This is a genomic window from Dankookia sp. P2 (assembly GCF_050632255.1).
Lineage (GTDB): Bacteria > Pseudomonadota > Alphaproteobacteria > Acetobacterales > Acetobacteraceae > Paracraurococcus.
This window is the reverse complement of the sequence record NZ_CP192581.1, coordinates 2,557,964-2,576,474: the sequence shown is the minus strand read 5'-3', so window position 1 is coordinate 2,576,474 and position 18,511 is coordinate 2,557,964. Positions and strand designations below refer to the sequence as shown.

At 69.7% G+C, this 18,511-nt stretch carries 19 protein-coding genes; 4 read left to right on the top strand and 15 right to left on the bottom strand.

Going from position 1 to position 18,511, the window contains the following annotated elements; all coding sequences use genetic code 11:
- Positions 1 to 485: 485 nt before the first annotated feature.
- Positions 486 to 890, top strand: a complete 405-nt coding sequence (locus tag ACQ86J_RS15335) for a hypothetical protein (protein WP_431271783.1) — start codon at positions 486 to 488, stop codon at positions 888 to 890.
- A 321-nt stretch (positions 891 to 1,211) separates the two neighbouring features.
- Here ACQ86J_RS15335 and ACQ86J_RS15330 read toward each other — a convergent pair whose 3' ends face one another.
- From ACQ86J_RS15330 to ACQ86J_RS15310, 5 genes are all read right to left on the bottom strand, one after another.
- Positions 1,212 to 1,961, bottom strand: a complete 750-nt coding sequence (locus tag ACQ86J_RS15330) for a hypothetical protein (protein WP_431271782.1) — start codon at positions 1,959 to 1,961, stop codon at positions 1,212 to 1,214.
- Positions 1,962 to 2,571: 610 nt separating this feature from the next.
- Positions 2,572 to 3,087 carry a hypothetical protein gene (locus ACQ86J_RS15325; RefSeq protein ID WP_431271781.1) on the bottom strand — a complete coding sequence of 172 codons (516 nt, stop codon included), beginning with the start codon at positions 3,085 to 3,087 and terminating at the stop codon, positions 2,572 to 2,574.
- A gap of 195 nt (positions 3,088 to 3,282) precedes the next feature.
- Positions 3,283 to 4,347 carry a hypothetical protein gene (locus ACQ86J_RS15320; RefSeq protein WP_431271780.1) on the bottom strand — a complete coding sequence of 355 codons (1,065 nt, stop codon included), beginning with the start codon at positions 4,345 to 4,347 and terminating at the stop codon, positions 3,283 to 3,285.
- A 568-nt stretch (positions 4,348 to 4,915) separates the two neighbouring features.
- Positions 4,916 to 5,107 carry a hypothetical protein gene (locus ACQ86J_RS15315; protein WP_431271779.1) on the bottom strand — a complete coding sequence of 64 codons (192 nt, stop codon included), beginning with the start codon at positions 5,105 to 5,107 and terminating at the stop codon, positions 4,916 to 4,918.
- 174 nt (positions 5,108 to 5,281) lie between these two features.
- Positions 5,282 to 5,740 carry a hypothetical protein gene (locus ACQ86J_RS15310; protein WP_431271778.1) on the bottom strand — a complete coding sequence of 153 codons (459 nt, stop codon included), beginning with the start codon at positions 5,738 to 5,740 and terminating at the stop codon, positions 5,282 to 5,284.
- Between the two features lie 377 nt (positions 5,741 to 6,117).
- On the opposite strand from ACQ86J_RS15310, the gene ACQ86J_RS15305 reads away from it, so the two are divergent.
- The gene (locus ACQ86J_RS15305) at positions 6,118 to 6,390 is read left to right on the top strand and encodes a hypothetical protein (RefSeq protein WP_431271777.1); all 273 of its coding nucleotides are present in this window, start codon (positions 6,118 to 6,120) and stop codon (positions 6,388 to 6,390) included.
- Between the two features lie 18 nt (positions 6,391 to 6,408).
- On the opposite strand, the gene ACQ86J_RS15300 is transcribed toward ACQ86J_RS15305, so the two are convergent.
- The 8 genes from ACQ86J_RS15300 to ACQ86J_RS15265 all read right to left on the bottom strand — a co-directional run bounded on the left by ACQ86J_RS15300 (position 6,409) and on the right by ACQ86J_RS15265 (position 14,461).
- Positions 6,409 to 7,050 carry a hypothetical protein gene (locus ACQ86J_RS15300; protein ID WP_431271776.1) on the bottom strand — a complete coding sequence of 214 codons (642 nt, stop codon included), beginning with the start codon at positions 7,048 to 7,050 and terminating at the stop codon, positions 6,409 to 6,411.
- A gap of 198 nt (positions 7,051 to 7,248) precedes the next feature.
- On the bottom strand, positions 7,249 to 7,938 hold the full coding sequence (locus tag ACQ86J_RS15295; RefSeq protein WP_431272418.1) for a TniQ family protein: 690 nt from the start codon (positions 7,936 to 7,938) through the stop codon (positions 7,249 to 7,251).
- A 379-nt stretch (positions 7,939 to 8,317) separates the two neighbouring features.
- Positions 8,318 to 9,298, bottom strand: a complete 981-nt coding sequence (locus tag ACQ86J_RS15290) for an ATP-binding protein (RefSeq protein WP_431271775.1) — start codon at positions 9,296 to 9,298, stop codon at positions 8,318 to 8,320.
- A gap of 136 nt (positions 9,299 to 9,434) precedes the next feature.
- Positions 9,435 to 10,040 carry a hypothetical protein gene (locus tag ACQ86J_RS15285; protein ID WP_431271774.1) on the bottom strand — a complete coding sequence of 202 codons (606 nt, stop codon included), beginning with the start codon at positions 10,038 to 10,040 and terminating at the stop codon, positions 9,435 to 9,437.
- Between the two features lie 2 nt (positions 10,041 to 10,042).
- Positions 10,043 to 10,630 (bottom strand): hypothetical protein, encoded by a 588-nt coding sequence (locus ACQ86J_RS15280; protein WP_431271773.1) that lies wholly within the window; start codon positions 10,628 to 10,630, stop codon positions 10,043 to 10,045.
- Positions 10,631 to 11,380: 750 nt separating this feature from the next.
- Positions 11,381 to 12,073 carry a hypothetical protein gene (locus tag ACQ86J_RS15275; protein WP_431271772.1) on the bottom strand — a complete coding sequence of 231 codons (693 nt, stop codon included), beginning with the start codon at positions 12,071 to 12,073 and terminating at the stop codon, positions 11,381 to 11,383.
- Positions 12,074 to 12,431: 358 nt separating this feature from the next.
- A complete protein-coding gene (locus ACQ86J_RS15270; RefSeq protein ID WP_431271771.1) occupies positions 12,432 to 13,937 on the bottom strand; it encodes an AAA family ATPase in 1,506 nt (501 codons plus the stop codon).
- Complete coding sequence (locus ACQ86J_RS15265; RefSeq protein WP_431271770.1) at positions 13,934 to 14,461, bottom strand: hypothetical protein; 528 nt, start codon at positions 14,459 to 14,461, stop codon at positions 13,934 to 13,936. Before ACQ86J_RS15265 ends, ACQ86J_RS15270 begins: the two co-directional genes overlap by 4 nt.
- 320 nt (positions 14,462 to 14,781) lie before the next feature.
- Between ACQ86J_RS15265 and ACQ86J_RS15260 the strand changes: the two genes are divergently transcribed.
- The gene (locus ACQ86J_RS15260) at positions 14,782 to 15,333 is read left to right on the top strand and encodes a hypothetical protein (RefSeq protein WP_431271769.1); all 552 of its coding nucleotides are present in this window, start codon (positions 14,782 to 14,784) and stop codon (positions 15,331 to 15,333) included.
- On the top strand, positions 15,330 to 16,019 hold the full coding sequence (locus tag ACQ86J_RS15255; protein WP_431271768.1) for a hypothetical protein: 690 nt from the start codon (positions 15,330 to 15,332) through the stop codon (positions 16,017 to 16,019). Before ACQ86J_RS15260 ends, ACQ86J_RS15255 begins: the two co-directional genes overlap by 4 nt.
- A gap of 217 nt (positions 16,020 to 16,236) precedes the next feature.
- On the opposite strand, the gene ACQ86J_RS15250 is transcribed toward ACQ86J_RS15255, so the two are convergent.
- On the bottom strand, positions 16,237 to 16,716 hold the full coding sequence (locus ACQ86J_RS15250) for a sensor histidine kinase (RefSeq protein ID WP_431271767.1): 480 nt from the start codon (positions 16,714 to 16,716) through the stop codon (positions 16,237 to 16,239).
- A 28-nt stretch (positions 16,717 to 16,744) separates the two neighbouring features.
- Entirely contained in the window at positions 16,745 to 18,445 is a 1,701-nt protein-coding gene (locus ACQ86J_RS15245) for a PAS domain-containing protein (protein WP_431271766.1), read from the bottom strand.
- Positions 18,446 to 18,511: the final 66 nt, after the last annotated feature.

The following is an 18,511-nucleotide window of genomic DNA, read 5'->3' as shown; positions in this document are numbered from 1 at the left end:
ACGCATCCCACTCGGCGGCATGTTTGGCTCCTTGGCACGCAGCGCGGCGATGGTTTTGGCGGCCATTCCCCTCCCCTTCACGCGGCGAGTCAGTTTACCCCGCCGTCAGCCTTCGTTCTGATGACGGATGCTACCGATCACCGCAAATAAACCCCACCACGTCGTGCGCCGACGGATGACGTCTGAACCCGGCAACATACCAACGGGCCGAATCATCGACCGCTGCTGACGCCACGGTATCTCCCATCCGGCTTGGCATTCAGACGTCGATCCATGGGTCAAGTGATTGGGATGTTGATGTAAGAGCCGTCTTCCTTGCGATGCCCTCCGCCATGCTGTGGCAGGATTGAAACTCCCCGGGAGGGCGGGATGGCACGGCGTCAGTTCAACATCAGCGGTGACTGGACCAAACTGCCGACCACGGCCCGGGTTGGCGGCGACCTTTTTGGAAAGTCGAGACGCCCGCGGCCAGGGCCCTCGAGCGCATGGACGCGGCCGAGACCCACCGTGACCGGGTTATCTGCGGCCTACTCGCGCTCCGCGAGGATCCAGGCTGCATCGAGGCCCACCTGTTCCTAGCCGAGCACGTCATCGAGGACTGGGAGTGCTACGCCCACCTGAGCAAGGCCGTCGAAACCGGCCGGGCGCTCTGGGAGCCCGTCGCAGCGCGCGAGGCAGCCGCCGATGAGGGCTTCTCCTGGTGGGGCGTATTCGCCACCCGTCCATACATGCGCGCCATTGCCGCTCTGGCCGACTGGCAGAGAGAGCACGGCGATGTTGAGTCTGCCGCCGAACTGTACCAGGACCTGCTGGCCAAAAACCCGCATGACAACCAAGGCATCCGGTACAAGCTGGCCGCGATGCCGGAGGCGGTAACGCCAGGGATGTAGGCGGGCGTCAAGGATTAGGGGCAACAGGCGCCTGAGCACCTTATGGCCTCCAATCAACTCCATACCGTCGGTATCAGGCAGGACTACGTTGTTCTGATGGATGCGGCGGTCGTGTCAGCGCTGAGTTGACGGCCGCCTCTGTGGACCCGGAGCGGTCAGCAAGGCGCGGATAACTGACCTGCGAGGCGCCCGCCACATGTCGCTTCTGCACTGCTGAACTTAGCAGGCGGCTATTTTGAACGGCCGCCAGAAGCTCGAGATGCGGCCTATCCGAGTTGCGGCAAGCTACAAAAACAGAGGCTTAGCGGCAAACTTGTGCCGCTAATGCCGTCTTTTGTGCAGGTAATGTTGGCGGGGACAACATTCTGGGCCGCCAGCATTCGCCAGACTCATGTTACGATAACTCAACTGCTTAGCGGAGCCGCCGACGCACCGGAAAGCGGACATCCGGTCGTCATTCTTCGGATTCGACCGGGTGCCCGCCAGGATTAGCTGGATTTCGAGGCCGAACGCCTCCACACGATCGCCGCCCACCCGCTCACGCAGGACCACGCCCTGCCGGGGGCCGAGCTGGAAGCGGCGACTGCGTATCTCCACGCTCGGAACGGCGCCAATCGCCCCCTTGCCGCTGCGGTCGAGTAGGCGGCTGCGAGCCGCTCGGCAGCGAAGGAGACGGCGGCTCAGGCTTCGGCCACTCCCCGAATGGCCGGAAGCACGTCGCGTTTCCAGATGTCGATGGGCCGCACCCTGCCCCCGGCGTTCAGTTGTTCCAGCGGGACGTCCGATGCGGTGGTGGCGTTCGGGACGTAGCGCAGCCCTCGCGCCGCCGACATCTGCCTGCCACGCTCCGATGTTCTCGGTGAACCAGGGGAGGTGGGGCACCAGGCGGTTGTGGAGCCCGGGATCCCGCCGGCGGTTGGCGGCCGCGTGCATTTCGCGGACGGCGTGGCAGACGACATCCTCGGAGGTGGGGCTAATCCGCTCGGCGCGCTCCACCAGGATCGCGGCTGGCAGGGCGTCGCCGAAGCTGGCGTCATCGCCCCAGGGCTGGGCCTTGAGGGCGATGTCCACCACGAGGTAGGGCGGGGCGCAGACCCAGGCGTGGCCGGTTATGCCCCCGGGTTGTCGACCTCGTCGATGTCCCACCAGTAGCGCGTCCCGAGGCCGGGTCGGGCAATCTGGGTCACGTTGGCGGAACCCCGGAGGACACAGGACCATACCCCCAGGCGTTCCAGCATCCGGGAGAGGGCGGCGGACGTGTTCAGGCATGCCCCCATCAGCCCCTCCTCGGCGAACCGCCTGGCCACGATCCCGGCGACTGCGGGCACCGTCCGACGAACATGGGCCTCGTATTCATCGGTCCGGGGCCGCAGGACGACCCACTCCGCGTATGCCTCCAGCAGCCGCGGGTCCAGTGCGCTCCGCCGCCATGAAGGCGGGCGAGTCGTAGAAGCCAACCTCATCGGGGACGATGCCGAGCCTGCGGAACCTGGCCTGCAGCAGATCCAGCCGACCGCCGGACGCGACGGGCGGCCCCCGGCCCTGGCCGCTTGCGGCGCTGCCCGCCGCGTTCAGCGCCTTCCGCTTCGCCTCCCCCATGCGCCCCCCGGATGTACGTTCCGGGCGCCTGATGCACCACCCGCCCACTGCGGCGCAAGGCGGGAGATGCCCCTGGCGGATGTCATGGCCGCTCGCCCTGCCCGATAGCCGACAGGACACCCTCGACCACGCGCCGGATCTCCGCGAATGGCCGCCGGAAGAATTCGCGGCGCGGGTTGATGCGGCTCGCCGAGAGCGCCTGGTGGACGAGCGCCTCCGCAGCCACGGGCGTCCTGCACGGGCCAGGACTTCGACGACGACAAAGGCCATGGCGACGCCGGTCGCGCGCGAGAGGTCGGCGGCCCGCTCGTCCGGCTGCTTGGCCGTGCGTCCGACCTTGTAGACGCCGTCCTCCAGCAGAGGACTCGTCATCAGCGTAGATCCAGCCCGACCGGACTGCCTCGGAGGCGGGCTCCGGCACGTCCTCCGGCATGCCGCCGAACTCCGGCAGCGAACTCGGCGTTAAAGCCGTTCCTGCCGCGGACGCCGCCATCGCCGCCGCGCGCGCCCGCGCGATACCGACGGAGTTTTTCACCAGGACGACCTTGGGCGGAGGCGGCTGGTTGCGCCAGCGCAGGTGCGCCTTCACCCAGGTCATGCCGCGTGTTGGCTTGCCGTCGGGGCCGACGCCCTCGGCGTCCGGCGAGGACAGGCGCCGCCAGAACCCCTCTACCTCTACTTGGTAACGCGGCGGCGTGTAGCCCCGGATGGGCGCAGGCGCGGCGGGTTAAGCACCTCCAGCGCCGACACGCGCCGGTACGCGACCCGCTCCGCAGGCCGCGTTGCTCCTGGATCAGTCCGCCGAGGCCGCGAGCGCGCGAGGGGGCGGCCAGCCCGGTCGGGACGGTGCGCTCCTGCACAAGTCGCACCTTGAAGGCAAAGTAGGCCGGGAGGGCGAACATCGCCCCCGCCATGTCGAACAGTACGGCGACCCTCTCGAAGGTCCGCTCGGCTGCGGCCAGCGTCTCTCTCCCGCGCGGTGAGGGCTGCCGCTGGGTTGCCGAACACGTTCGGGTCGTCGGTGTGAATGAGATAGGCTCCAGCCATGGTCGACCGACACGTAGCGGACGCGGTGACGGCGGGAGACCAAATCGAAACGGCCGTACATGAGCGTCCGCCAAGCGTTGCTGGTCCCTTCGAGGACAACCGCCTCGGCCTGCGGCTGATGCTCTAATGCGAGTCCCTTAGCTCTCGCGGGCGCCATGTCGGTGGCATCGCTTCCGCGCACGGCTCGCGCCTCGGCGCTTTTTGCTGCGATGTCGACGATGGGCCCGCAGAGCAGCATCCAGGTCACCTCGTCGCCATGGCGCACGAAGGAGATGCCGGAGATGACGTGGCGCTCGCCCTCGCCGTCGATGAAGGCGAGGCTTTCCAGGTCCCCCACCGCGTTGTAGGAGTGGACCACGCCCTCCGGGATGGAAGGCAGCGCGGCGCATGGATCAGCGGGGCCGTCCGAGCTTGTCAGGTAGTCGAGGAAGTCCTCCAGCGAGAACACGTGGTCTCGCTCGGGGCGCACGTCGAAGACCTTGTCGGCGGGCCGGGATCCGATGAACGCCTCCAGCACGTTAAAGCTGGCTGGAAGGGCGTCGAAGCCGTGTGACACTTCCCGGTGGTTGACCTCGGAAAGGAAGTCCCGGATCGCGCGGTCCATCGGCAAGCCAGCACCGCTCTCTGCCGCCAAGGCGCAGAGGGCCACGGTGCGGCGGATGATCTTTTCCGCCTGCTTGTGCCTCGCGCGCCGCTCCGCCCTGTTGCGGCCCTCGGCACGCTGCCGGACTTCCTGCGGCAGGGTGCGGTGGTCGGGGACGTAGTGGCGTCCGAGCAGGCGCAGGCGCTGCTCGTGCGGGTCGTCCGTCACGGCGCAGCATCACCTTGGCATATACGCCCGCCAGCCCAAGCCCGCGTACAGCTCTCCTCCCGCTCGCCGCCCAGCCCGTTCTCATTGCCCGGCCACTCGGCAAGCGCAAGTCGGTCGCGCTCTGGGTCGCCGCGGCGCGCGGGCGCTCAGGGGCCAGGGCCGACGCGCAACCATCGACCTCGGGCGGAGCGGGCTCCAGGTCACTGGACCGCAGGCCGATGTCGCGCTGCTCGAACTCGTGGTCGAAGTGCCTCAACAGCCAGTCGTAGTTCGCCACGTCGTCCATCCACTCCGGCGCCGTGCGCGCCGCGCCTCCCTGACCCGGAAGCTGTCCCGTTCGCGCAGCTTCGCGGCGGCACACTCCACTCAGGTCGTCGCCGCCGAGATGGCCGTGACCGTAACGCCACCCATGAGTGCTCTTGGTCGCGGTGGCGCCGCCGCACCTTAACCGACTCGTCAGAATCCGGATGCTCGAAATCTGGGCCGCAGCATTCGCCAGACTCACTTCACGATAAGTCAATGCTATTTGAACTCGAACGCGCACCAACCATGAGCCACGTGCGACGACTTAGCGGTAAGTGTCCACGAACTCTCGCAAGACGGTGCCGCGCCCCGCTGGCATCCGGTTCAGCCATCGGCGTAGCGGCAGGATAACGCCTGCCCGGGTGGTGCCGCGTCCGCTGTTTGCGGCCCTGATGCGCTCCAGCGCCGCCGTCACGTTGCCGGGCCAGCGTTCAAGCGCGGCCAGCGCATCGGACAAGCCGCGGTGCACCAGATGCCCTCGGTCGGGCGGCACGATGACGGAGAGTGCCTTGGGCCGGGGCCGAGCAGGTCCAGGCCGAACCTGAACAGCAACTCCACCCGGGCGCCGTCGTCCAGGTCCACCATCGGCGGCAGCCGCCTGGCACGCTCCGCATCATCGGAGAACCGCGGGTCACCCAGCAGACCATGCGTCACGGCGGTCGCCGCTCTGTCCTCCTCCCCAATGGGTTTGCCCGCCAGGGCGGTCAGGTCCACCTCGCATCGGCAGGACGACGTGATGACGCCGATGCCGCGCCATCGCAGGGGTCCTCGGCACCGCGGGCAGGTGTCGACCAGCGTGCATGCGTGGACGGGGCAGGCCGAGATGGCCTGGATGTCCCACCAGCAGCGATGGTGACCTGATCTGCCAAGGCACGCCGGACAGGAGGCGGCGCCGGATGCCGCTGAAGCCGTCGAGCATGCGCGACGGAACCGCCCGGCCCCGGAAGTCCGCGACCTTGGAGTCCACCGGGCCGTAAGAGAGTGCGCGAACCTTGTCAGCCGATGTCCCGGCGAAGCGGGCCAGCCTCTCGGTGACCTCGGGGTAGAACCGATTGGTCAGGACGGGCATCCCAAGGCGCACGGCCAGCATGTGAACGGTGTAGCCACCCTGCCTGGCCGCGAGGCGTGCCAGGAAGCCTATCTGGCTTTCGTCGTCGAGTGGGTCGGCGCCGAAAGGCGAAGGCTCGTCGCCCAGCCGCTCAGCCGTAACGCGATATGGCATTCACGAACCCTACCCGGGCCGCTTGGCGCTGGCGATCGGCGGCGCGCAACCGACTGCGAGGGGCCGCAGGAAGCCGTTGCCGCGGCACACCGGGAAGGAGTAGACATCGGAACACACGGTGAACGCCGTGGAGTGGTTGGAGGCGACCTTGCCGAGGCTGGGCATCGCGGTACGGCGGATAGGAAGGGCACATCACCCGATGCCCTCTCCCCGTTGCGCGCCCACCCTGACGCCAGGTGCCATCCATGCCCACAGATGCCAAGGACTTCGGCGCCCAGCCTGATGCTTCCGGAACTGCCGACCTAGCTGCCCGCAGCAACGACCGCCTTGAAGCAGGAACCCGGTGCGGGCGCTATGTGGTCGTGTTCGATGTCGAGGGCAGGCGGCACGCCCTGTCCGCAGGTTCGGTGTCTGCCATCTGCGACGACGAGTCCGGCGGGTGCATCCTCCTCATCGGCGGTGGCCGCATGGTCAGGCTGGATGAGCCGATGGAGGTCCTGCTCCGGTGGTTTACCTGACCTTGCCTAGGACGGCGTTCAGGCTTTCGCGCCTGAAGAACGCCTGCCTGCCGCCGTCCACCCCGGGGCCGGTGACCTGCTTGATACCCCCGCATGAAGGCGGGCGATGAGCGCGCGCGGTGATGTCCCGGCCTCCCTGGCCGCCTCGGACGCCGCCACGTAGGTGCGGCTGAACGCGTCCAGCGCCGCCACTGGCACCGTGCCATCCTCGGCGGCGATCAGGCCGACCCGCACGAGGTGCCGCACCACCTCCCACTTGAGCCCCATCCTCTCGGCGGCGGCCTGAACGGTCAGCCTGCCCGTCTCCGCCTCGCGTGCCCGGCACGCCTCGCGCACCGCCGACGCCGCGAACCGCAGCCGCTTCAGGCCGACCTGCCCCGCGTCCACGGCCACGGGACGGACCTGGCCATCAAGGACCATCCGGAGGAAGGCTGGCAGGGACACATCGCGGCGCCGCATCGCCTCGGCCGCCGCCTCGAACCCGATGACGGGCACATCGGCGCCGCCGGAACACCGGGCCTCCAGAGCCCCCAGGAGCCGCTGAATGTCGGCGCTGTCAAAGGCCCAGCGCCCCAGGCTGTCGGCGGTCGCCCGATGTATGGGGGCGAGGAGGCCGCCGTCGACGAGGGCCAGCAGGCGGCCGCGCGAGATGCCCAGCATCGCGGCAGCCTGCCGAAAATCCACGAGGCGGCCGCTTCTTGCGGCCAGGGCCGCGAGCTCGTCATGGTCAACGGCTGCCGGGATGCCCCTTCCGCCGAGCAGCTCGACGGACAGCAGCCCGGCGCCCGCGAGGGCGCTTCACACGCCGCCCGGTGGTCCCGAGCATCGTGGCCGCTTCGCGCAGGCTCACCGCCCCTGTCATGCGCGCCGCCCCGGCGAGCGGTGGCCACCTGGCGAGGTGGGGCTGCTGCGCAGGGTCGCGCGCAAGGTAGTCCGCGATGCGGCCACGCTCGCGTTTCGCGCCGGGCCAACCGGGACCGAGGCAAGCCAGCCGTGGAGTGGCCCAAGGGTCCGCCGGACGCCGAACCGACCCGGCCGTCCCCCGGCTCCTGCGGCTGCGGCCGCGACGAGTTCGTGCAGCGGACCGGGCCACGCCCGCAGGAATTGGATGCCCGCCTCGGCCACCCCAGCGACCACCGCCGATCCGGCGGCGGCCAGTGCCTCCGGCCTGCGCCTCACCCTGCCAATCGCGGGCCAGTATTCCGAGAGACATCGCCAGCCGCAGCAGGTCGCCGCCTTCGACGGCGCGCAGCGGCGCTGGCAGCCATCCAACGGCCTGCCCGGCCGCGAGTGCCACGACATCGGCGGCCGCTTCCGCCTCGGCACGGTTGGCGGGCGGTGCGGCCAGCCCGCCCAGATCGGCGCCACAAGCGCCTTGCACTCCACGACCCCTGGCCCCGCCCACCCGCTTGGTGCCCCGCAGCGCGAGCAGCCAGCGATGAGTTGGACGGCGTGGTGGGGGCAGCACCCGACGAGGACCAAGTCCCAGGCGGCCCGGTGGAACGGCGCCTCGGCAAGGCAGGCCGGACAGAACTGGCGCCTGGACAGGTCCAGCTGCTCGCGGGCACGGCGCCGCCAAGGAAGTGGTGGTGGACCCGGCGGCGGGCGGGTCCGTAGGCCATGCCGCGCAGCGTCCCGATCGGGATGCCGGAGAGGCGGGCGAGCGCGCGCAGGTCATCACCGGCGATAGCGCTTCCGGGCTGGCGCAAGCCTGCGATCGCGGCGAGGTGGTGAGCGTCGGGCAGCCCCGCCCGGGCCGCCAGCCTAGCGATGAATCCCGGCAGGCTCTCCCTTGGCGGGGCACCAGGGTGGAGCGGCAGCCGCGCCGGACGGTCAGGGGCGGAAGAGGTCATCCGGGTTCGCCCTGCGGCGGCGCCCGCGTGCGACGGGCCGCGCCTCCGGCCCCGCCTCTCGGCCTCCACCCGGTTCACGAGGTCCAAGGGGTTCGGCACCGAGAAGGGGTTGGGGAGCCCCTTGTGGGACGCGACCTGCTCATGGGCGCGCGCGAGCCGAGACAGTGTGATGCCGGGTTTCGGCTCCGGCTCGGCGCCCCGCGGGGGCCGTGCACGATGTCCCGGACTGCAATCATGCCAGCCTTCTCCAGGAGCACCGCGAGGTACCCGAGGAGGCCACGGCTCGCCACGTGCAGGCGAATGGCCACCTCCGGCTCGTCGAGGCGGGACAGGACGCCAACCGCCTCGGCGAGGTGGGCGTCGCAGGCGCGCAGGACATCGAGGAAGTCCTCGCATTCGTCGGGCACGTCCCAGCGGAGGGACGCCAGCCGGTGGGTGTGGATGCAGCGCCGGTCGAACTCCTCGTCGAGCCCCTTCAAGCGCAACGCCTCCTCAGTGCCGACGATGAGCATGGCGAAGGTGGCCTCGTTCAGGATGTCCTTGCAGAAGCCCGCGACCTCCCGGGCAGCGTAGTCCCCCTTCTTCTTGAAGGGTTGGTGCGCCTCCTCGAGGATGACGAGCTGGGTCCGCATCTCGCGCGCGAAGCCCTGGATGTCCTTAATGAGGTCCTGCTCCCGGCGGTTTCGCGGCGCCGTGCGGAGCGCGAACGCCTCGTAGACCTGCTCGGCCAAGGTGCGCGTTCCTGTCCGGGGAACCTTCGTGCAGATGATCGGCGCGTGGTCGGCTTTCTCGCCGAGCTTGTTCACCAGGGCATGCGGCAGGCGCGGGAAGTCCGCCATGAAGTCCAGGATGAACTTCGTCTTGCCGCTGCCCGAGGGGCCCGCGAGCAGGTGGCAAGCCGCCTCGCTGGCCCCGTGGTCGCGGTCCATCAGGTCCCGCAAATCGCGCTTCATGTCGGCGAGACGGTCGAACTCGACGTAGACCGAGCGCACGGCGCCGACCAGCGCCATGAGCGCGGCCTCGCGGGCCGCCAGCTTCTCCCGGGCGGTGCTCATCACTTGCGAACCTCCTTCACACGGGGGCTGCGACGCTTGGGCTCGGTCTCGCCGCGCCGCGCCGGGCGCCAGTCGCCGACCGGGCGGGGCTGCTCAGGGGCATCGGCTGCCGGGCCAGTCCTCTCGGAAGTGGCCATCACCGCAGCGTCGGCGCCCGCAGGGCGCGGCTGCCGACGCCGCGGTGGCGCGCCACTGCGTTCATGCCCTTTCGGGACTTCTTGGCTCCGCGCCCGGTGAGTTCCTGGGCCTGCTCGTCCAGCATGCGGCGGCACTCGCGGCGGGTCTGGTCGTCCCGGGCCCCCTCGAACCGCTCCTCGGCGAGTAGCAGCACCATGCGGTGCTGGTAGAGCGTCAGGCCCCGCATGTATTCCGGGTCCACGGGGGCCAGCGGCTCGGGGGTGCCGGTCGCCGGGTCGGTCACCCAGGCACGGCTGACGTCCTGGTCGTCAATGCGGACCTTGACCGGGGTGCCTTCCTTGAACCCGGGACGGGTGCGGATGCGCTTCAGCACGTCGCCGTTCCAGCGGAGGTGACCCCAGGTCACGCCCGTGTTGGAGATCTTGCAGTACTCGACACGGGTGAGCAGCACGTTCAGGTCATCCTTGCTTCGTGGCGGGCGGGGAAGACGACGAGCGGCGGACTCTTCCCAACGCCGCAGCGGCGTGGTGCCGATGCCGCGGTGGAAGGAGCGCGCGTAAACCCCCACGAGCCAAAGCCAAGTTCGGCGCACGAACTCCTTCATGGTCAGCGCAGGTTCACCTGCCCCTCGCGTGCGTTGCTGTCGACCAGCAGCGGGGGCGTGGCGCCCGGCAGTGGATGCGCGACCTCGGCGTGCATGGTGCGGAAGAACCGCTCGATGCGCCCCTTGAACTCGGGACATCCGACCGGGGCGTAATCCATCCGGATGTCGAAGGTGAACCCGACATCGACGATGTGGTCGTTGTCGAAGTCGGAACCCCTATCGAAGAAGTACGCCACGGGGACACCGGAAGCGCCGTAGGCCAAGCGGAGGTCGGGGAAGAGCTCCTTCAGGAAATCCTTCGGCAACATCGTCTGCCGAAGCGCCTGCATCACCGCCGTGAGGCTCTGGCCGTCGAAGTGGACGTGCACGGCCAAGGGAAGGCGGCTGTAGCGGTCGAGCGCCACCGTCACCCACGGCCTGCCCAGGTTCACGCCGCTCACGTCGTCGATAACCGCGACGTGCGCCCGCGAATGGTCCGCCTCCACGATGTCCAGGATTTTGTCGGGCTCCGGCCCACGCCCCACGGGTCGGAAGTGCCTGTCCGCCCACTCCTTGCCGCGGCGGCGGCAGGCGACGACGTACTGGTCCACTTCCTCGTCGATGTAGCGGGCAGACCTGCCGCTCGCTGACCACCTGCAGCGGCGGATGGCCCGGGTGCGCCTTGTTCCAGTCCTCGATGCGGTTCCGCAGCGCCTCGTGGACCTCCTTCTTCCGCGGCATGTTGCGGTGCAGCCAGACGCGGTCGATTTCCTCGTTCAGCCACTCCTCGACGCGGGCATCCATGAAGCGCTGCTTCGGCCCCCGCTTGTCGAAGCGGCTGGCCAGCACGCGGGCGTCTGCGCACCCGGCGGCATTCGCCGTCCGCCAGGTCGCCAGCCACTCGCAGAAGGTGCTGAAGGCGGGCGGTCGGTCGTGGCCGCGCGCGGCCGCCACGTCGCGCAGGAACGGTGTGAGCTTCGCCTTGGAGAGGCGGACATCCAGCACCCGTCGCTCGACGGGCACATCGGGCAGCCTCTCCCTGTAGAAGCGGGCGGGTTCGTTGAACGCCTCGACGTAGGCCATCTTGTAGTGGACCGACGCGCGCACGGTCTCTGGGAGGTCGGCCAGTGGGACGCGCAGGACCTCCTGGGCAGAGGCGTTGAGCTCTGCCCCCGGGGTGGCGATGTGTCGGATGTCGCCCGAGAGGCATTCCTCCTGCCACTGCGCGATGGTCAGCTTGTCGGTCTCGCCCGTGTCGGTGTTCCTGAGGTGGATGACGCCATCCTTCAGGAGCGCGACCTCCCAGGTGAACCCGAGACGGCGCAGGAACATGCCTCGCCGCAGGACGCTGCCGCCGTCCATCAGCGCCAGCCCTCCGGGTTGACGCCGGTGATCGCGGTGCCGCCGTCGATGACGGGGGCGAGCTTCACGCGGACCAGGCCCCGTCCGACCAAGGAGAGGACCTGTCCCCAGGCCAGCCCGCCATCGAGGGCCTGGTGCAACCCCCCAAGCGTCTTTGGCGGCCGAGGGCCAAGCAGCAGGTTCATGGCCGACAAATCCGTGCCGTCGGGGACGTCAGCCGTCCGGAAGTAGAGAATGTCGCGGGCGACGGGCAGACAGGCATCAGTCGCCAGCTCCGCCACGCGCACCACACGGTTCACGTAGCCCCGCCGCGCGAGGTCGCCGCTGTCGGGCACCCCGTCCTCGTCGCCCGCGCGCACATAAATGGCGAAGTGGCGACCTCCGGAGCGCGCCACGAAGTCAGGGGCGCGCGGGTCCCGGACGGCGGCAAATGGGACCATCAACGGATGGCCCTCGGTCGCGCTCCAACGCTCGACCTCGGGGTCGGCCTCAAGCAGGAACGCCATGTCGATGTGGACGTAGCGCCGCAGGGGTTCCATCCGGCGGCCGCCCTTCCAGGTCGGGAACCAGCTGACCACCATGCCGCGCGTGCCGATGCGCTTAACAGGCGCGGTCACGAAGGGGTTCTTTGCGGAGAAGCGCGGCGTCCAATTGGGATCGGTGGCGGCCGCCCCAAGCAGGTGCTTTCGCATGGTCGTGGTCCTGGGTGCTGGGGTGGCCGCGGCGCACGACGCCGCGACAGCGAGGGTCAGCAGCCGCTCGCTATTCGGCTCACCCGCAGGACCTGGACGACGAGGGACATGGCGCGCTCCGTGACTGCCAGTACAACCGATGCCGACCCACCCCTTGCAAGGGGCGGCCGGATAGCGACCCTCGCGGGACGGCTATATCTGGTGAGGAGACACGGAGAGACGGCCTGCCCCAAGGGCAGGCTGCACGGCCGACAGGGCGCTGCGCAGATGCATCTCCATGTCAACATAGTAACAGATTCTCGTGAGGGTACAAGCTGCGACATGACGGCCTCACCGAACATGTTGCGGGGTATCGGCGTCAGGCGCCTGTTCCGGCAGAAGCGGCGGCTCTACGAAGCGGGCGAGATCCTCGGCTGTGACGGCCTCCTTGCTCCAGCAGAGCACGGACGATCCGCTGGAGCGCGGGTCGATTGGCTTCGATCATGGCGCGAGCCTGCAAGTGCGCCTCCTCCAGCATTGCAGCCACCTCGGCCTCCAGAGCTGGCTCATGCGCGAGCAGCAGGCGCATGTCCTCCGGGCTGGGCTGTCCGCGCCACACCAGCGGCTGGCCGCCCCGCGCGGTGCCCAGGCCAAGCGCGGAGATCGCGGACACCGCAAGCATCGTCGCCTTGGCGAGGTCGCTGTTCGCCGAGCCACCGGCGCCCGACGACGCCTCACCGAGCACGACCTCCTCGGCCACCCGGCCAGCCAGCAGGCGCCGGAGCTGGCGGCCGACCATCTCCCGGGTCAGCAGCGGTTCGTGCCGATGCTCCGTGAAGCCGCCCATGATCGGCCCGGCCACGATGGACACCCGGAGGACGCTGCCGGGCTGCTCCAGACTGCCGACGAGCGCGTGGCCAGCCTCATGGACGGCGGCCCGGTGGCGAAAGTGCCGGGCCATGTCGTCTTCCTTCGGGCGGATCTCGGCGAGCAGGTCGTCAAGGATCATGGGACGATCAGCATGACGCGCGCGTCGCCTCGCGGACCTCACCCAGAGCTCCACGTTGGCCCCGGTGGCGCCGACGGCCGAGCCGACCGCGTGCAGCAGGTCGGCGCCAGGCAAGTCGTCGCCCAGCCTTTGGCGCAGGATGCCCGCCAGCGCGCGCTCGTCGGGAAGCGGGATGCCCAGAACCCTGTCGAGCCGCCCGGGGCGCTTCAAGGCCGGGTCGAGTCGGTCCGGGTGGTTGCAGGCCGCCACGACAATGACGCCCTCGCGTCCCTGCAGGCCATCGAGCTGTTCCAGCAGCCCATTGAGGTAGGTGGTGCTGTAGTCGCGGTGGCGTTCATCGAACCGGGCGCGGTCGCCCATGCCGTCGATCTCGTCGAGGAAGAGGATGCAGGGGGCGGCGGCCCGCGCCTCCCGAAAGGTTCGCTGCATGGCGCCGAGGGCGTGGCCGAGGTGCCCGTCGCGGTCGCCCTGCCATTCCTGGGGCGAGCTGATGACCAACGGAATGTCGCAGGTGGTGGCGAGCCGCTTGGCGAAGGTGGTCTTGCCCGTGCCCGGCGGACCCGCCAGCAGGACCGCCTTGTCCATGTCGGCCCAACGGATGCGGCCCGCGCGGTAGTCGGTGAGGTCACGCGCGACGGCAAGCCCCCAGGCCCGCGCCTCGTCCATGCCCAGCAAGGATTCCAGGCGGTCGCCGGGGTCCACTTCGGGTGTCCCGCTGCCGACGATGCGGTTCAGGCGACGCAAGACCTCGCTGGCCGGGATGCCGGAACGCCACGCCATCAGCAGGTGCTGCGGCAGCGTAGCGCGGGCCACCGCCTCCGGCAGTTCCTCGGTCGCCGGTGCACCGGCCAGCACCTCCGCGGCCTCGGCGATCACCGCCCCGGACGGAGGGGAATCTGCAGCACCCGGTCGGCCATCCGCCGGAGTTCGGGAGGAAGGAGCACGTCGGGGTCGTGGCTCCACCCGTAGACGGGCTTCCCTGACTGGAAGGCATCGATCAGGTTCCCCTGGGATGACCGATGGTCGACCTTCCGGGCGGCATCATTGCAGGTGAAGCCGTGCCAGCGCGGCTCGCGTGCCTTGTCCTCCTTCTCGTCGTCCGCCGCTGCCGCGAGCGGCCAGGTGACGATTTCATCCGGCCCGTCATCCACCCACAGGGCGGTGATCCACGCACGCCGGATGGGAAGCACCCACTCACGGTCGTGGATGGCCAGGATCGTGACGCTGCCGCCTTCCTTGGCGGCGGCGACGAGGCCAGGGTGTTCGGCCAGGAGGCGACGGACCATCGCCGCGGCCACCTGCTCGTCGAGTTCCGGCAAGCGGGCGCCCTCCGGACGCCCCAGGCGTCGATGAGGTGAGCGGCTGCCGACCTGCCGGACAGCGTTGAGATCGTCGGTCATGGATGTTGAGCCCGCAGGCAAGGGGTGACCGTCCCGGCGGCGCCAGGGCGGAGGTGCGTCGGTGAGATGCCGGGAGGCCCCGGCGGCCGCGACTAGCCTATGCGGGTGGTGCGAGCAGGCGGGGTTGGGCGCCCCATGCGGGGCGCGGCCAGGACAACGGTCCGGATGTGGGCGGCGCTCATGAGGGGAACCTTTCAGGAACGCGCTGACCGTGTCAACGGCGAACATCCAGGCGTGATGCGCAGCTTGGGGCTCCCTTGAATCCGGTGCGGAGAGGAGGAAACTCCGGTGGGTGCCACCTGCCGCCGGGGACCGCCGAGATGCCGGAACTGCCGAGCCTGAACCTGATCGCCCGTGGCGAGGCCACGGCTTCGGAGGCGCGAGCGGCGCTGGTCGCGGTCTTCGACGAGCCGACGCCGGAGCTGATGGAGGACGCCTACCTTGCCCTGCGCGCCTGGGTCTGGAAGGCACTCGACGGGCGGCGGCGTGACCCGGAACTGCGCGAGTGGGCCAACATCCTAGACGCGGCGTCAGCCCTGCTGACGGAACACGGGCAGGCGGCGCTCGCGGAGCGGCTGACGGCCCTGCACGAACTCATCGGGGAGTCCGTCGCGGTCGCCACCGCGCTGGCCACCACCGACGTGACCCGCCTCCGGCAGGTCGATGGCGCGTTGACCTTCCTGGCCACCCAGAAGGGGTGGGCGGCCCGCGATGCACTCGGCGCACACCTTGGGCTGGACCGGCTGGGGCTCACCCAGGTGCTCAACGTCATGTCCATCGGCGGCTTGGTCGAGCGTGGCGGCACCGGCGACGCGGCGATGTTCCGGCTGACATCCGGCGGCCTCGGCAGGCACGCGGGAGGCAGGACATGACCGGGAACGGGTCCAATGGGGATCAGGGTTCTCGCCAGCCATCCTTTCCGGCCGACCCGGAAGTGGTGGCGGAGGCGCGCCGCTTGGCCGCCGAGGACCTCGGGCGCGACCTGCACGCCATCGCCGACATCCTCGCCGAGCAAGGCCACCACGGTCCTGACGGGCATCCCTACCCGCTCTGGACGATGTCGAACCTGCTCGACGACGACCTGAAGCGGCGGCGGGTCGAGCACAGGCAGGTGGTGATGCGGGAGGCCGCCGCGGACTACAACAGGTTGCTCAACGAGAGCTGGACGTTTCCCGAGGACGCCGATCGGCTTTGGGTCTCACTCAAGCTGACGGATGACGCTCCGGGCTCGGCGGCCCCGGTCGAGTACCAGGACTTCTCGGCATGCAGCGAGGCCGTGGCGATGCTCTACCCGGCAGCCGGGACGGCGGTGGAGGTGCTGGAGGACCTTGAGGACGCGGCGCGAGCCCTGCTCAGGGTGGTCGGCCCGGAGTCCATACTGGTCCGGGGATGCCGGGTATCCCGGACGGAATGCTCCGACCGCACGCTGGTGCGGGGCAACGCTTCAGCCGGAAGCGATCATCCATGCATTGAGCAAGCACGTCAGCCCATGGGATGCGACGTGACCAGCCCGCTTGCCGTCACCCTTGGCCGCAATGAGCGGCCATTGTCAGGGTGAAGCGGTGTTGGGCGAGCAAGCGGTGGCCAAGGCACTCAATGTCGTAGTCGGCGAGCGGCCGAAATCGGAGCGATATTGAGCGGCCAGGCCACCGAAAGCTGAGCGTTTCTGAACGCCGATTGGCGGGCTGTCGAGGCGACATCGCGCGCTGGTCGAATTTCCGAAAACCCGGAAGGGCAGCGCGCTGCCGTGCGACGATCGGCGCGTTGATGGCTGCCTACGGGGCTCGTGCCCGTCGAACGGGTTCCCGCGGCAGGGTGAGCCTCACCGTTGTTCCCAGCCCCGGACAGGTTTCGACGTCGACCTCGGCGCCAACCTGGCGCGCCAGTGACCCGACCAGCGCCGTCCCGAGGCCGCCTGCGACGCCGCTTCTGTCGAGCGGCATGCCCCGACCGTTGTCGGTGACAGTCAAAACGACGAAGCCGCCCTGCTCATCAAGGGTGGTCTCGACCGTGCCCGTCTCGCCCTCCGCATAGGCATGCTTGACGGCGTTCGTCAGCAGTTCGTTGGCGATCAGGCCGAGCGGGATGCCACGCTCGGCATCGATGGTCATCTCGCCCTCGCTCAAGCACCGCACTGCGACACGCGGCGACAGGGAGCCGAGATGCTCCGCCAAGTCCGTCAGAACCCTGCACAGGTCGACCGTTCGCAGGTCACGGCTGCGATAAAGGCCCCGGTGCGCCTCGGCCACGGCCATCACCCGCGCCGTGGCCTTCCCGAGCGCCTCAGCGGCGGCCGGCTTCCGCCGTCCGTTTCTCCTGAAGCCGGAGGAAACTGGCGACCATTTGCAGGCTGTTCTTGATGCGGTGGTCGGCCTCGCGGATCAGGTCTTCCCGCGCGGTCACTTCACTTTGGAGGCGTTCCTCGGTGCCCTTGGCAGCGGTGATGTCGCGCGAGGTCGAGACGACCCGCGCCACGCGCCCTGCCGCGTCCCGGACGGGCGCCACCGAGACATCCCACCACTTCGGCGTCCCCTTCGCGGTGGGGCAGAACGCCTCGAAGCGGTCAGGCTGGCCGGACAGCGCCTGCGCCAGGGCCTCGCGCACCCGCGCCCGGCTGCCCTCGGGCCAGAGCGAGGCCCACTTCCGCCCCCGCAGCGCCTCGAAGTCGTCGACCTCCATCAGGCACTGCCCATTGGCGTTCATGAAAGAGAGGGTGCCGTCCGGCTCGACCACCTTGGTGCAGTCAAGGCTCGCATCCAGCGCGGAGCGGAAGAAGGCGGCATCGTCGGCCTGAAGCCGGGTTCGCTCCCGTTCCTCAACCAGCCCGCCGACCATGTGGGTGACATCGAGGTTGATGCCGCGCATGAGCGTCGGCATGCCGTCGGGCGCGGCCTCCAGCACCCGGCCCATCGCCGCCAGCCATCGCTCGGTGCCGTCGTCGGCGCGACGGATGCGGAAGAGGGTGCGGTAGCCCTGTCCGGGGCCAGCCTTCCTGGCGGTGTCGAACAGGAGGTCACGGTCGTCCTCGTGCACGAGGTCGAGCCAACGCTCGAGGGTGGGTGGGCCCTCTCTCGGGGGCACCCCATGGATCGCGAACTGCTCCGGAGACCAGACCTGGCGCCTCGCACCGCCATCCCATTCCCAACTGCCGAACCCGGCCGCCTCCTGCGCCGCCCGCAGCCGTGCCTCATCCCGCCTGCGCTCGGTCAGGTCGAGGTCGATGCCGACCATGCGCACCGGGCGGCCCGCGGCATCGCGCTCGACCGTCGCGCGCGACAGCAGCCAGCGCTCCCCGCCGTCGGCGCGGAGCATGCGGAACTCGATGTCGTAGGCCGCCTCGCCCGCCAGCGCCCGGCCGATGGCCGCCTCGACCCTGGGGAGGTCATCCGGGTGGACCAGGTTCCTGAATGCCTCGACCGTGCCGCCGAAGGTGCTGGGCGCCATGCCGCAGGCTTCGGCCAGCCCCTCCGACCACTCGACGGCTCCGGTCGTGACGTCGAAGTCCCAGAAGTACATGCGCCCTGCGCCGATCGCGAGGCGCATCTGCTCCGCCCGGCGCCGGAGCGCGGCGGTGGCCGCCTCCGCGTCCTGGCGCGCCAGGACCTCTGTGGTCACGTCGCGCAGGATGACCAGCACCGCGCCGAAGTCGCCGTCGGTGTCCGGCAGGGGATGCTGGTCCACGTCCCACCAGGAGGTGGGTTCGCCCGGCCGGAGAACGGTGCGGATGGCCTTCCGGGAGACGCTCCGTCCCGTGGAGCGGGCCTCGGCGAGCCTCCCAAGGCCCCCACAGGCGGCGACGCCGGGGAACAGGTCGACCACCCTGCATCCGATCGGGTCCGTTCCGGCCAGGGCACGGTAGCTGCGGTTGGCGTAGACCACCTGCCAGTCCGGGGCGAGCAGGACCGCCACCGGGTCGGGCACCTCCTCGGAGATGCGCCGCAGGAGGGTGTGGGTCGTGGGCGAGAGCACGGGCTGGTGGCTCACAGCGAGGCTCCTTTCTCCCAGGAACGATAGAAGTGCGGGCAGGGGCCGTGTCGGCCGGCGACGTGA

Excerpts from the sequence above, each read along its gene's own strand:
- ACQ86J_RS15325 (WP_431271781.1), bottom strand. The coding sequence starts at position 3,087 with ATGACCTGGGTGAAGGCGCACCTGCGCTGGCGCAACCAGCCGCCTCCG.
- ACQ86J_RS15310 (WP_431271778.1), bottom strand. The coding sequence starts at position 5,740 with ATGCTGGCCGTGCGCCTTGGGATGCCCGTCCTGACCAATCGGTTCTAC.
- ACQ86J_RS15290 (WP_431271775.1), bottom strand. The coding sequence starts at position 9,298 with ATGAGCACCGCCCGGGAGAAGCTGGCGGCCCGCGAGGCCGCGCTCATG.
- ACQ86J_RS15275 (WP_431271772.1), bottom strand. The coding sequence starts at position 12,073 with ATGCGAAAGCACCTGCTTGGGGCGGCCGCCACCGATCCCAATTGGACG.
- ACQ86J_RS15265 (WP_431271770.1), bottom strand. The coding sequence starts at position 14,461 with ATGACCGACGATCTCAACGCTGTCCGGCAGGTCGGCAGCCGCTCACCT.
- ACQ86J_RS15285 (WP_431271774.1), bottom strand. The coding sequence starts at position 10,040 with ATGAAGGAGTTCGTGCGCCGAACTTGGCTTTGGCTCGTGGGGGTTTAC.
- ACQ86J_RS15260 (WP_431271769.1), top strand. The coding sequence starts at position 14,782 with ATGCCGGAACTGCCGAGCCTGAACCTGATCGCCCGTGGCGAGGCCACG.
- ACQ86J_RS15255 (WP_431271768.1), top strand. The coding sequence starts at position 15,330 with ATGACCGGGAACGGGTCCAATGGGGATCAGGGTTCTCGCCAGCCATCC.
- ACQ86J_RS15250 (WP_431271767.1), bottom strand. The coding sequence starts at position 16,716 with ATGGCCGTGGCCGAGGCGCACCGGGGCCTTTATCGCAGCCGTGACCTG.
- ACQ86J_RS15300 (WP_431271776.1), bottom strand. The coding sequence starts at position 7,050 with ATGCTGGGCATCTCGCGCGGCCGCCTGCTGGCCCTCGTCGACGGCGGC.
- ACQ86J_RS15305 (WP_431271777.1), top strand. The coding sequence starts at position 6,118 with ATGCCCACAGATGCCAAGGACTTCGGCGCCCAGCCTGATGCTTCCGGA.
- ACQ86J_RS15335 (WP_431271783.1), top strand. The coding sequence starts at position 486 with ATGGACGCGGCCGAGACCCACCGTGACCGGGTTATCTGCGGCCTACTC.